This window comes from Ralstonia sp. Ralssp135, from assembly GCF_047304345.1.
GTDB lineage: Bacteria > Pseudomonadota > Gammaproteobacteria > Burkholderiales > Burkholderiaceae > Ralstonia > Ralstonia chuxiongensis.
Genome location: NZ_JBGLYZ010000034.1, coordinates 15,440 through 28,256, shown reverse-complemented (window position 1 = coordinate 28,256; position 12,817 = coordinate 15,440). Strand labels below are relative to the sequence as shown.

The window sequence follows — 12,817 nt, the reverse complement described above, 5'->3', positions numbered from 1 at the left end:
AGGCCAACCTCACGACGGGTTGGCCTTTTTCTTTTGACGTTAGGCCCTTGATGGCGCCTTGAATTTTTGTGAGCGGGCGGATCAAGGAAGGAGGCTTGTCTGAGCGCAGCGAGTTTTTCCCGTCTCCGCTCGGTTACGCAAATTCAAGGAGTCTTTCGCCATCTCGGGCGCGCCTTTCTTTTGCTTACTTTTCTTTGGGCAAGACCAAAGAAAGTGAGTCAGCCCCGGCAGGGGATGAAACAAGGGATGCACCACCAAGACCAAAACCCAAACCAAAAAATCAGCACTCCACAATATTCACCGCCAACCCACCCCGCGCCGTTTCCTTGTACTTCGTCTTCATATCCGCCCCCGTCTCCCGCATCGTCTTGATCACGGAGTCGAGCGAAACATAATGCGTGCCATCCCCGCGCAACGCCATGCGCGCCGCATTCACTGCCTTCACAGACGCCATCGCATTACGCTCGATGCACGGAATCTGCACCAGCCCGCCAACAGGATCGCATGTCAGCCCCAGGTTGTGCTCCATGCCAATCTCAGCAGCGTTTTCGACCTGCGCAGGCGTTCCGCCCTGCACCGCAGCGAGCGCGCCCGCTGCCATCGAACACGCCACGCCGACTTCGCCCTGGCACCCGACTTCTGCACCGGAGATCGACGCATTCATCTTGTAGAGCATGCCAATCGCACCGGCGGTGAGCAGGAAATCCACCACGCCGTTGTCGTTCGCGCCGGGCACGAAGCGGTCGTAGTAATGCATCACCGCCGGGATGATGCCCGCTGCGCCGTTGGTCGGTGCCGTGACGACGCGCCCACCTGCAGCGTTCTCTTCGTTCACGGCAATCGCATACAGGTTCACCCAGTCGATGACTGACAGCGGGTCGGACAGCGTGCGCTCGGCCTGCACCGTGAGCCGTGAATACAGCTCAGCCGCACGGCGACGCACGTGGAACGGGCCCGGCAGTTCGCCCTCCGTGCGGCAGCCGCGCGCCACGCACGCCTGCATCACGTGCCAGATGTTGAGCAGACCAGCGCGCACTTCAGCTTCCGTGCGCGTCGTCAGTTCGTTTTCGAGCATCAGTCGGGCAATGGACTTGCCCGTCGATTCGCACATCGCCAGCAGTTCCTTGCCGCTGCGGAACGGGTGCGGCAACTGGTCATGCGCTGCGAGCACCTGCGTGTTCGGCGCGCCGGCCGTGACGACAAAGCCGCCGCCGACTGACAGATAGCGCGCCTCGCGCAACCGTTCGCCGGCAGCGTCGAAGGCATGGAACTTCATACCGTTCGGATGCTCGGCCATCGCTTCGCGGCGGTAGAAGGCGATGTGTTCCTTCTCGGTAAAGCGCATCGCGTGACGCCCCAGCAGCGACAGCGATTGCGATGCGCGCAACGCTGCCAGCTTGGCATCGATGGTGTCGGGGTCGATGGTGTCAGGTGCCTCGCCCATCAGGCCGAGGATGACGCCGCGGTCCGTGCCGTGGCCTTTGCCGGTGGCGCCGAGCGAGCCGTACAGCTCGACGCGCACGCTGGCGACTTGCGGCATCAGCCCATCGGCTTCCAGGCCGGAAGCAAACATGAGCGCGGCGCGCATCGGCCCGACGGTGTGCGAGCTGGACGGGCCAATGCCGATCTTGAAGAGGTCGAAAACGGAAACAGCCATGGGGTGAGGCTCCGGGGGCGTTAAAGGGTGCAAGCGGCTTGTGGCCACTTGCGCCAGGTAGTTGTGCGCGCTGTCAGTACAGCGCTTCGCCGGTTAGCGGGCTGCGCACAGCGCCAGCCAGTCAGGCGCGGTCGCGGCGAGCCGCTCGGCCAGCGTGCGGTATTTCGGGTCCAGTCGCGCAGCCTGCCAATACAGCGTGCCGGAGCTTTTCGGCTCCCACATGCCGGAGAAGCCGGGCAAGCCCGCGTCGGCTCGCTTCTTGTCGAAGGCAACGTGCGAGTGGACGTATTCCTCGTGCGTGCGGCTGCCGTCGGCATACGGCACGAGCCAATCAACGGCGGCGGCGAGCGTGGCGCCGTTGGCTGCGCGCTCATGCAGCCAGTGCTGGCCAAAAGGCTGCACGGCAATCGCGGCCATCGTCAGCGGCTCGAGGTCGTAGACGACGTAGTGAAGTGCATCGCGGTCTTCAAAATCTTCCACCGACCCGTCCGGGCGCACATTATTGGCGACCTGTTGCAGGAACAGGCGATGTACCTGCGCGAGCAACGCGTGGTCACCCAGCGCGGCAGCCGACATTGCCATCAGCTTGATGCGGTGGCTTTGCCAGTTGTTCACCCACGTGTGTGACAGCGGCTGGCGCGCAGCCTCGGTGCGGGCGATATAGCCCTCGGCCAGCGTGCGCAGGAAGCGTTGCGTCTCTGCGCGCGTGCCCGGCGTCAGGCCGTCGCGCGCGAGCATGTAGGCCTGGATCAGCGCATCGAACTTCGTCTCGTCGATCGGGTTGAAGCTCGGTACATACGTTCCGACCCACGCGTGCAGAAAGGTGTCGACCTGCTCGGCGAACCGCATGTCGCCCGTGAGGCGCCAGGCCATTGCTGCGTCGCGCATGACCGGAAAGTCCCGCGCGGCCACAACGGATTCGTCGTAGATGCCCTGGTGTGGCAACGTGCCTTCGGTATGCAGGCGAGGCAACGGGTGCGGCGTCTGCGTGAGGTGCTGCGTGGCGCGGGCGACCAGCTTTACCGCGGCAGGCTCGCCGGACTGCGCTGGTGAAACGCTGCACCAGTCTTGCCCCGGCCTGGCGGGGTTGTGCGCGGCTGCGTACAAAGATGCAGCCGCACCTGCCTGTGTCGGCGAGCAGGCTCCGCACACAACCACCGCGGCAGCACAGGCAAGCAGACGGAAAAATGGGGCAGGGTGGCGCGTTGGCATAGCAGGGTCCCGTCGGATCAGGTGAACTGGCGTCACCATAACGGCGAAGGGCACTGAAAGCGTCCGTTGTGAGCGCGGGTTACAGGGGTTGCGTCCGGTTACATGTGACGCGGCGGCGGAACACAATGCACCGCCGCCGCGTCATGTCACGTCGAATGCCTCAATCCTGCGCGTACTCGCTCATCGGCACGCAGGCGCAGAACAGGTTGCGGTCGCCGTAGACGTTGTCGGCGCGGCCGACCGGCGGCCAGTACTTTTGCTTGCGCAGCGATGCCACCGGGTAGGCGGCCTGCTCACGCGTGTACTTGTGCGACCAGTCATCGGCCATCACCACGGCTGCGGTGTGCGGTGCGTGCTTGAGCGGGTTGTCTTCGCGGTCGAATTCGCCCGAGATCACCTTGTCGACTTCGCCACGGATGGCGATCATCGCGTCGATGAAGCGGTCGAGTTCCACCTTCGGCTCGCTTTCGGTCGGCTCGATCATCAGCGTGCCGGGCACCGGGAAGCTCATCGTCGGTGCGTGGAAGCCGAAGTCCATCAGGCGCTTGGCGATGTCTTCGTTGCTGATGCCCGATTCCTTCTGCAGCGGACGGATGTCGAGAATGCACTCGTGCGCCACCAGGTCGTGCGCGCCCGTGTACAGCACCGGGTAATACGGGGCGAGCCGCTTGGCCACGTAGTTGGCCGACAGGATGGCCGTCTCGGTGGCGGCGGTCAGGCCCGCTGCGCCCATCATCGCGATGTACATCCACGAGATTGGTAGGATCGACGCCGAGCCGAACGCTGCAGCCGACACGTTGCCGATGTTCTGGCTGGCGTCTTCACCCGAGGCTGCGCGGCCGGGCAGGAACGGTGCAAGGTGCGCGCCCACCGCCACCGGACCGACGCCCGGGCCGCCGCCGCCGTGCGGAATGCAGAACGTCTTGTGCAGGTTCAGGTGCGAGACGTCGCCGCCGAAGTGGCCCGGTGCGGCAGTGCCCACCATGGCGTTCATGTTGGCGCCGTCCACGTAGACCTGACCGCCGTGGCTGTGCACGATCTCGCAGACGCGTTTGACGCCTTCCTCGAACACGCCGTGCGTGGACGGGTAGGTGATCATGATTGCCGCGAGGTTCTTGCTGTGCTCGGCGGCCTTCTTTTCCAGGTCGGCCAGATCCACGTTGCCGCGCTCATCGCACGCCACGACAACAACCTGCATGCCGGCCATCTGTGCGGATGCAGGGTTCGTACCGTGCGCCGACGACGGGATCAGGCACACATTGCGGTGCGCTTCGCCGCGGCTGGCGTGGTAGGCGTGGATGATCAGCAGGCCAGCGTATTCGCCCTGCGAGCCGGCATTCGGCTGCAGGCTGACGGCCGCGTAGCCGGTGGCGGCGCACAGCATCTGTTCGAGCTGATCGATCATCTCGCGGTAGCCAACGGTCTGGTCGGCCGGCGCGAACGGGTGGATGTTCGAGAACTCGGGCCACGTCACCGGCAGCATTTCTGCGGTGGCGTTGAGCTTCATCGTGCACGATCCCAGCGGGATCATCGTGCGGTCGAGCGCGAGATCCTTGTCGGCTAGGCTCCGCAGGTAGCGCAGCATTTCGTGCTCGGAGTGGTGCGCGTTGAACACCGGGTGCGTCAGGTACGCGCTCTGGCGCACGAGCGAGGCGGGATACGCATCGGCAACGCCCGCTTCGGTCTGGTCGAAGTCCGGCGCGGCAGCGTGTGCGGCGTGCGCGAAGACTTCCCACAGCGCAACGATATCCGTGCGCGTGACCGTCTCGTCCAGCGAGATACCCAGGCGTGCATCGTCGATCTGGCGCAGGTTGATACCGTGCGCTTGTGCCGCGATGTGCAGGTTGGCGGTGCGCGCGCCGGTGGCGACGGTCAGCGTGTCGAAAAAGGCGTCAGCTTCCAGCGTGTAACCGATCGCGCGCAGGCCGGCGGCCAGCGTGGCGGTCAGGCGGTGCACGCGCTGGGCGATGCGCTTCAGGCCTTGCGGGCCGTGGTAGACGGCATACATCGAGGCCATCACGCCCAGCAGTACCTGTGCGGTACAGATGTTCGAGGTGGCCTTCTCGCGGCGGATGTGCTGCTCGCGCGTCTGCAGTGCGAGGCGGTAGGCCGAATTGCCTTGCGCATCGATCGTCACGCCGACCAGGCGACCGGGCATCGAGCGCTTGAACGCATCGCGCACGGCCATGTAGCCGGCATGCGGGCCACCGAAGCCGAACGGCACGCCAAAGCGCTGCGTGTTGCCGATCACGACGTCGGCACCCCATTCGCCCGGCGCGGCCAGCAGCGTGAGCGCCAGCAGGTCGGCAGCCGCAACGACCAAGCCGCCGGCAGCATGCACGGCATCGGTCAGCGCCTGGTACGTCGCCAGATCGCCCAGCAGCGCACCGTCGGCGCCCGGGTATTGCAGCAGCACGCCGAACGCGTCGTGCTTGGCAGCGTCGGCCGCCGGGCCGGTCACCACCTGCACGCCGATTGGCTCGGCACGGGTGCGCACGACTTCCAGCGTTTGCGGAAGTACGTCGTCCGCCACAAAGAACACGGTCGACTTCGATTTACCAATGCGCTGCAGCAGCGTCATCGCCTCGGCAGCGGCGGTCGCTTCATCGAGCATCGACGCGTTGGCGATGTCCATGGCGGTCAGGTCGATCACCATCTGCTGGAAGTTCAACATCGCCTCCAGGCGGCCCTGCGAGATTTCGGGCTGATACGGCGTGTACGCGGTGTACCAGGCGGGGTTCTCGAGGATGTTGCGCAGGATGACGCCCGGCGTGTGCGTGCCGTAATAGCCCTGGCCGATCAGGCTCTTGGCCACGCGGTTCTGCCCCGCGATGCCGCGCAGCTTGGCAAGCGCCGCTTCTTCGGTCAGCGGCTGCGTGAATTCACCCAGCGGCATGCCGTCCTGGCGGCGGATGGCGGGCGGGATCACGGCGTCGATCAGCTTGGCGCGGCTATCAAAACCGAGCACAGCAAGCATCTGCGCTTGCTCTTCCGGCGACGGGCCGATGTGGCGGTGCGCGAAGGCGTCGCGCGCCTCCAGGGCGGCGAGGGTGGGGCGTTCGGCAGAAAGCGCCGAGGAAGCGGGGTGCGGAGCGTTCATGGCAAGGGCTCGAAATTCAGGCAAAGCGCCGATGTGCGGGTCAGGCACATCGGCTTCGGTGACCGGCTTAGCCGATCTTGGCTGCGTACTGCTCGGCCGACATCAGCGCGTTCACGTCGTCGGCGTTGGTGGGCTTGATCTTGAACAGCCATGCGTCGTAGGCGCCGGCGTTGACCGACTCGGGCGCGCCCGCAGCGTCTGCGTTGTTGGCGATGATCTCGCCCGAGACGGGGGCGTAGATGTCGGAAGCGGCCTTGACCGATTCGACCACGGCAATCGCTTCATCCTTGGCGACTGCGCGACCAGCGTCCGGCAGCTCCAGGAAGACGATGTCGCCCAGCGCGTCCTGCGCGTAATCGGTGATGCCGATGGTCAGCGTGCCGTCGGCTTCAACGCGGATCCACTCGTCGTGTTCGGTGTACTTCAGATCGGCGGGGACGTTGCTCATGAAAGGTTTCTCCGGAAGATTGGTATTGGGGGATGCAGATTTGGTGTTCAGCTGACCAGCGCCTTGCCATTGCGCACGAACGGCAGTTTAACCACAGTCGCGGTCAACTTGCGGTCGCGAATTTCGACCTGTACGTCGGTGCCGACGGCCACGTCCTTGGGCAGGCGCGCCAGCGCAACGGAGAGCGACAAGCTCGGGCTGAATGTGCCGCTGGTGATCTCACCGTCACCGGCAGCGGTGATGACCTTCTGGTGGGCGCGCAGCACGCCGCCCTTGTCGCGCAGGATCAGCCCGACGAACTGTTCGCGCTGGCCACCAGCCTGCAACGCGGCCTTGCCGGTGAAGTCGCGTTCGCTTTGCAGATCGACCGTCCAGGCGAGGCCGGCGTCGAGCGGCGAGACGTGCTCGTCCATGTCCTGGCCGTAGAGGTTCATGCCTGCTTCCAGGCGCAGCGTATCGCGCGCGCCGAGGCCGGCCGGGCGTACGCCTGCTTGCAGCAGGCGCTCCCACACACCGGCGATCTGCGCGGCCGGCACGACCAGTTCGAAACCGTCCTCGCCGGTGTAGCCGGTGCGGGCCACCATGATCTCGCCCACGTTTTCCACGGTGACGAAGCCGGCGTTGAACGGCTTGAGCGCCTCGCCTACCGCCTGCGTGCCGGGCAGCGCGGCGTACGTCTTGGCGCGCGCATTCGGGCCTTGCACGGCCAGGATGCCCAGCGGCTCGGCGCCAGCGTTGTTGTCGGAGCGGCGCGGCGTGATCGTCACGTCGGTGCCGGCGGCGGCGTTCTGCGCGACGATCCACTCCAGATCCGTCGGTGCGGTACCGGCGTTGACCACCAGGCGGAACCAGTCTTCGCGGAAGAAGTAGACGATCAGGTCGTCGATCACGCCGCCCTTGGGGTTGAGCATGCAACTGTAGAGCGCCTTGCCGGGCGTTTGCAGCTTGTCGACGTTGTTGGCGAGCAGCCCACGCAGGAAGTCGCGCACGCGTGCGCCCGTGAGGTCGACCACGCACATGTGCGAGACATCAAAAATACCGGCGTCTTGGCGCACGGCGTGGTGCTCTTCGATCTGGGAGCCGTAGTTGACGGGCATGTCCCAGCCGCCAAAGTCGACCATGCGGGCCCCCAGCGAGCGGTGGATGGCATTGAGCGGCGTGTGTTGGAGCGTCATGGAATCTCTCGGCTGAGCGCGCCGCCGTGGCTTGGGCGCGGCGCATGGATCGGGAACCAGAAAAGCAAAAAGGCCACCTGCACAGCCTGATCCCTCATGGTGACGCCATGAAGATCAACAAGCTGCGCAGATGGCCCCTCTGTCCTTGGTACCTGAGAGATTGCGAAGCGGGGCGCATAGCGGTGCGCGCCGTTCGTGAGCCCCTTCGGTGGGCGCCCGCAGTGATCGTGCGGCGCCAGCTCTCCAGAGTGCGGTCGGACGCATGTCCGCCGATCCGCCCGGTCCTGGATGCCTGAGAGTTTTCGGGTGCTACCCCTTCGGCGGCGCCTTGCCGTGTACGGCGGGCACGCTCTCCCGGATGGATGGGCGGAATTTACGGAAGGGGGATGGGATTGTCAATTGGGGTGGACTTGGCGGCTTTTGAAAGGAGGGCTGGTTTTTATGCTTTCGGTGCATCCCTGGTTTCATCCCCTGCCGGGGCTGACTCACTTTCTTTGTCTTGCCAAAGAAAGTAAGCAAAGAAAGGCGCGCCCGAGATGGCGAAAGATTCCTTGAATTTATGTCGCAGGGAGGGAGGAGAGGCAAACTCGCTTCGCTCAAACAGCCTCCCCTCTTTTTCCTCCCTGCAACAGAAATTCAAGGCGCCATCTAGGGCAGGTACGTCAAAGGCCAAAGACAACGGCCACACCCTCGGGAGCTGGCGAGGTCGCCAAGCTCCAAGCGTGTGGCCGGAGTGCGGGTGTTGGTTGGTCTTGCTTTGGCTTTGACTTACTTGCCGATCTGGCGGCTGACCTGGTTTTCCTGCTGGTTCAGCGTGCGCTGCTCCTGCTTGGTGATGGCGCCGCCATTTTGAGCCGCCATGTCGCGCTCTTCCTGGCGAATCTGGTGGTCTTCCCGGTGCATCTGGCGCGCCTGGCCCTTGGTGATCTCGCCTTCCTTCACTTCGTTGTGGATGCGCTTGTTCTGGTTGGCCAGGCGGTGGTTGACCTCGGCACGGCGCGGGTGGTCTTTTTGCCACTGCGTTTGGGCGAAGGCGCCGGTGGTGGCGGACAGGGCGACGGCGGTAACGGCCAGGGCTTTGACGATGCGGTGCATGGTGGGTTCTCCGGTGGGCGGCCGACCGATTCAGCCGCTGTCCCGTCCATAACGGGGTGCCGCGCATGACCGCTTACGTGGTTCGTGTAACCACGCGTAAGCGGTGTAACGCCCGTGCGAAAAGCGGGGGGCGCAAACGCATGCGGTGCAGCTTCGCGCACCTCCGTCAGGCCCGACGCAGGTGGCCTTGCGCAGGCTCAATCGATGCAAAGGCGCCGTGCTACCATCGCCCTCCGCTGTATGTTCCCGCCTGCTTTTTCTTCTGCCTCTTCCCATGTCTTCCGGTCTCGCCCACGGGCTCAATGCTGCCCAATCCGAAGGTGTGCATTACCTCGATGGCCCGTGCCTGGTGCTGGCCGGGGCGGGCTCAGGCAAGACGCGCGTGATCACGCAGAAGATCGCGCACCTGATCCTGAACAAGGGGTTTGAGCCGCGTCACATCGCTGCCGTTACGTTCACCAACAAGGCCGCCAAGGAAATGCAGGAGCGCGTGGCCAAGCTGATGGACGGCAAGACACGCGAAGACGGCAAGCGCATTCCCATCAAGCAGTTGACGGTGTGTACCTTCCACTCGCTCGGTGTGCAGATTCTGCGCGCCGAGGCCGAGCATGTGGGCCTGAAGCCGCGCTTCTCGATCATGGATTCGGACGATTGCTTCGGGATGATCCAGGAGCAGCTGGCCACCACCGACAAGCAACTGATCCGCCGCGTGCAGAGCACGATCTCGCTGTGGAAGAACGGTCTCGTCGACCCGGACACCGCGATTGCCGAAGCGCTCGCCAACAACAACGTCGATGACCACCAGGCGGCGCTCGTCTACCGCAATTACGTTGCGACGCTGCACGCGTATCAGGCGGTGGATTTTGACGATCTGATCCGTATTCCTGCCGAGCTGTTCGCCCGCAATGAAGAGGTGCGCCTGAAGTGGCAGAACCGCCTGCGCTACTTCCTCGTCGACGAATACCAGGACACCAACGCCTGCCAGTATCAGCTGCTGAAGCTGCTGGCGGGCGGCTCGCACTTGCGTGCGCCGGCCTTCACGGCGGTGGGCGACGACGATCAGGCCATCTACGGCTGGCGCGGCGCCACGCTCGACAACCTCAAGCTGCTGCAGACGGATTTCCCGAACCTCAAGGTCATCAAGCTGGAGCAGAACTACCGCTCCACGGTGCGCATCCTGAACGCGGCCAACGCCGTGATTGCGCAGAACCCGAAGCTGTTCGAGAAGACGTTGTGGAGCGAGCATGGCATGGGCGACGCGATCAACGTGACAAGCGCCAATGACGAAGAGCACGAAGCCGAGAGCGTCGTCTTCAAGCTCTCTGCCCACAAGTTCGAGCGTCGCGCGCAGTTTCGGGATTACGCGATCCTGTATCGCGGCAACTTCCAGGCGCGCCTGTTCGAGCAGATCCTGCGCCGCGAGCGCATTCCGTATGTGCTCTCGGGCGGCCAGAGCTTTTTCGACAAGGCCGAGATCAAGGACCTATGCGCCTACCTGCGGCTGATTGCCAACGCGGATGACGATCCTGCGTTCATCCGCGCCATCACTACGCCCAAGCGCGGCGTTGGCAATGCGACGCTCGAAGTGCTGGGCTCGTTCGCGGGGCAAGCCAAGGTGTCGTTGTTTGAGGCGGCAATGATGGGCGGCATCGAGGCCCAACTGGCGCCGCGCCAGCTCGAACCGCTGCGGGTGTTTTGCGAGTTCATCGTGCGGCTGTCGGACCGGGCCGCCAAGGAACCCGCCGCCACGCTGCTCGACGAGATGATGGAAGGCATCCACTACGAGGCCTACCTGTATGACACCTACGACGAGCGCCAGGCCCAGAACAAGTGGACCAACGTGCTGGAGTTTCTCGACTGGCTCAAGCGCAAGGGCACCAAGCCCGAGAAAGAAGACGACGAAGAGGCCACCGGTTTCGACAATGCCGATGGCCTGATGGACGCCGGCAAAAACCTGCTGGAGCTCACGCAGACCATCGCGCTGATCAGCATGCTCGAAGGCAAGGAAGAAGACCCGGATGCGGTGCGTCTTTCAACGTTGCATGCGAGCAAGGGGCTGGAGTATCCGCACGTGTTTTTGGTGGGCGTGGAAGAGGGCATCCTGCCGCACTGCCGCGAAGACGATGATCTGACCGACGAGAAGATCGAAGAAGAGCGGCGGTTGATGTATGTGGGTATCACGCGGGCGCAGCGTAGCCTGCATATCAGCTGGTGCAAGAAGCGCAAGCGTGCGCGGGAGACGGTGGTGTGTGAGCCGTCGCGCTATATCGCCGAGATGAAGCTTGGCGAAGATGCGGGGCCGACGCCCGAGGACACCATGCCGGCGATGTCGCCGAAGGATCGGTTGGGGGCGTTGAAGGGGTTGTTGGCGGCGAAGAAGCCTGTGGCTTCTTGATTGGTTTTTTTGCATTCTTTGTTTCAGCCCCGGCAGGGGATGAAACAAGGGATGGACCAAAAACACAAAACCCCGAAAAGACCCGTCGCCGAACTGCGCTGTTGTGCCGTTGTGACGGCCCGCGTGCAGCTCGCAACGCTTTGGAACAGGCGTTGACCGACGTTGACACACATCAACGCGGCGCCCACATCCCGGTTTTAGGATGAGCCATCGCCCCCACTAGAACCGCCCCATGTTTCCGTTCGCCAAGCCGGCCGACGATCCGTCCGCCGCAAATGACACCGCCTTCCGCTGGTCGGCGCCGCAGGTGCGCGAGCTCGCGCAGCGTTTTGACACGCACGGCCCGCGCTACACCTCGTACCCGACGGCAGACCGCTTTCACAACAAATTCAGTAACGCCGATTACCTCGACGCCTTACACCGCCGCGCTACGATTGCACCCGCGCTGCATGCGCCGCTGTCGCTGTACATGCACCTGCCGTTCTGCGCGAACCTTTGCTACTACTGCGGCTGCAACAAGGTCATCACAAAGGATCACTCGCGCAGCGCACGCTACGTTGAAACCCTCGCCCGCGAGATGGCGATGGTGGCCAACCAGATTGGCCCGCTGCGCCGCGTGACGCAGTTGCATTGGGGTGGCGGCACGCCGACTTTCCTCGCGCACGACGAAATGCGCGCCGTGATGGCCGCCACGCGTGAGCATTTCGATCTGGCCAACGATGGCGAGATCTCCGTCGAACTTGACCCACGCCACGCCGACGACGCCACGCTTGAGGTACTGGCCGAAATCGGCTTCAACCGCGCAAGCCTCGGCATTCAAGACTTTGACCCCGACGTCCAGCGCGCGGTCCACCGCATCCAGAGCGTGGAAGAGACACGCCGCGTGGTCGACACGGCGCGCCGGCTGGGCTTCGAGTCGATCAGCTTCGACCTGATCTACGGCTTGCCGTATCAGCGTACGGAAACGTTCAACGCTACGCTGGATCGCGTGCTGGAGATGGCGCCTGATCGGCTGTCCGTCTACAGCTATGCGCACCTGCCGCATCTGTTCAAGGCGCAGCGCCGCATCGACATGCTGACCCTGCCGACCGCCGATCAAAAACTCGATTTGCTCGCCATGACGGTGGAGCGCCTCGTTGCCGAAGGCTATGTCTACATTGGCATGGACCACTTCGCGCGGCCTGACGATGCACTCGCCATCGCGCAGCGCGAAGGGCGGCTGCAGCGCAATTTCCAGGGCTATTCGACGCACGCCGATTGCGACATGCTGGCCTTTGGCGTGTCCGCCATCAGCCGCGTGGGTGATGTGTATGCGCAGAACGAGAAGGATCTCGACGCCTATTACGCACGTATCGACGCCGGCGAACTTGCCGTGCTGCGCGGCATGTCACTCACGCCCGATGACCACGTGCGCCGCGCGCTGATTGGCGAGTTGATGTGCGGGTTCGAATTGAACATGCGCGCATTCGGCGCGCGCCACGGGTTGGATTTCAAACGCAGCTTTGCGGACGAGCTGCAGGCGCTGGCACCCCTGGAGGAAGCCGGGCTGGTGAAGGTAGGGGACGAGCGTATTGTCATCACGCCGCAAGGGCGGCTGCTCGTGCGCCGCATCGCCATGGTGTTCGATTCGCACCTGCGTGAGGCAGGCACGGAGCGCGCGGTGGAAGCCGAGGGCAAGCCCGTCACCTTCGTCCCGCGCTACTCCAAAGTGGTCTGATCCGCCTACTGACCCGAG

General features: G+C 64.2%; 8 protein-coding genes and 2 riboswitches. Of the genes, 2 read left to right on the top strand and 6 right to left on the bottom strand.

Features of this window, described 5'->3' with window-relative positions:
- Positions 1-280 precede the first annotated feature (280 nt).
- From ACCD03_RS19995 to ACCD03_RS19970, 6 genes are all read right to left on the bottom strand, one after another.
- Positions 281-1,657, bottom strand: a complete 1,377-nt coding sequence (locus ACCD03_RS19995; RefSeq protein WP_045206808.1) for an L-serine ammonia-lyase — start codon at positions 1,655-1,657, stop codon at positions 281-283.
- Between the two features lie 93 nt (positions 1,658-1,750).
- Complete coding sequence (locus ACCD03_RS19990; protein WP_413412670.1) at positions 1,751-2,890, bottom strand: alginate lyase family protein; 1,140 nt, start codon at positions 2,888-2,890, stop codon at positions 1,751-1,753.
- Positions 2,891-3,029: 139 nt separating this feature from the next.
- On the bottom strand, positions 3,030-5,969 hold the full coding sequence (gene gcvP, locus ACCD03_RS19985; protein WP_413412669.1) for an aminomethyl-transferring glycine dehydrogenase: 2,940 nt from the start codon (positions 5,967-5,969) through the stop codon (positions 3,030-3,032).
- Positions 5,970-6,036: 67 nt separating this feature from the next.
- Positions 6,037-6,417, bottom strand: a complete 381-nt coding sequence (gene gcvH, locus ACCD03_RS19980) for a glycine cleavage system protein GcvH (RefSeq protein ID WP_024977262.1) — start codon at positions 6,415-6,417, stop codon at positions 6,037-6,039.
- Between the two features lie 47 nt (positions 6,418-6,464).
- Positions 6,465-7,592, bottom strand: a complete 1,128-nt coding sequence (gcvT, locus tag ACCD03_RS19975; RefSeq protein ID WP_325651476.1) for a glycine cleavage system aminomethyltransferase GcvT — start codon at positions 7,590-7,592, stop codon at positions 6,465-6,467.
- Positions 7,593-7,721: 129 nt separating this feature from the next.
- Positions 7,722-7,849, bottom strand: a riboswitch (glycine riboswitch).
- Positions 7,850-7,861: 12 nt separating this feature from the next.
- A riboswitch (glycine riboswitch) is annotated at positions 7,862-7,959 on the bottom strand.
- Between the two features lie 401 nt (positions 7,960-8,360).
- Positions 8,361-8,687: a hypothetical protein gene (locus tag ACCD03_RS19970; RefSeq protein WP_045206802.1), complete on the bottom strand. Its 327-nt coding sequence runs from the start codon at positions 8,685-8,687 to the stop codon at positions 8,361-8,363.
- A gap of 274 nt (positions 8,688-8,961) precedes the next feature.
- Between ACCD03_RS19970 and ACCD03_RS19965 the strand changes: the two genes are divergently transcribed.
- Together ACCD03_RS19965 and hemN are read left to right on the top strand one after the other, a co-directional pair.
- Complete coding sequence (locus ACCD03_RS19965; protein WP_325651474.1) at positions 8,962-11,082, top strand: UvrD-helicase domain-containing protein; 2,121 nt, start codon at positions 8,962-8,964, stop codon at positions 11,080-11,082.
- A gap of 232 nt (positions 11,083-11,314) precedes the next feature.
- A complete protein-coding gene (hemN, locus tag ACCD03_RS19960; protein WP_316675800.1) occupies positions 11,315-12,799 on the top strand; it encodes an oxygen-independent coproporphyrinogen III oxidase in 1,485 nt (494 codons plus the stop codon).
- Positions 12,800-12,817: the final 18 nt, after the last annotated feature.

Excerpts from the sequence above, each read along its gene's own strand:
- ACCD03_RS19995 (WP_045206808.1), bottom strand. The coding sequence starts at position 1,657 with ATGGCTGTTTCCGTTTTCGACCTCTTCAAGATCGGCATTGGCCCGTCC.
- gcvP (WP_413412669.1), bottom strand. The coding sequence starts at position 5,969 with ATGAACGCTCCGCACCCCGCTTCCTCGGCGCTTTCTGCCGAACGCCCC.
- gcvH (WP_024977262.1), bottom strand. The coding sequence starts at position 6,417 with ATGAGCAACGTCCCCGCCGATCTGAAGTACACCGAACACGACGAGTGG.
- gcvT (WP_325651476.1), bottom strand. The coding sequence starts at position 7,592 with ATGACGCTCCAACACACGCCGCTCAATGCCATCCACCGCTCGCTGGGG.
- ACCD03_RS19970 (WP_045206802.1), bottom strand. The coding sequence starts at position 8,687 with ATGCACCGCATCGTCAAAGCCCTGGCCGTTACCGCCGTCGCCCTGTCC.
- ACCD03_RS19965 (WP_325651474.1), top strand. The coding sequence starts at position 8,962 with ATGTCTTCCGGTCTCGCCCACGGGCTCAATGCTGCCCAATCCGAAGGT.
- hemN (WP_316675800.1), top strand. The coding sequence starts at position 11,315 with ATGTTTCCGTTCGCCAAGCCGGCCGACGATCCGTCCGCCGCAAATGAC.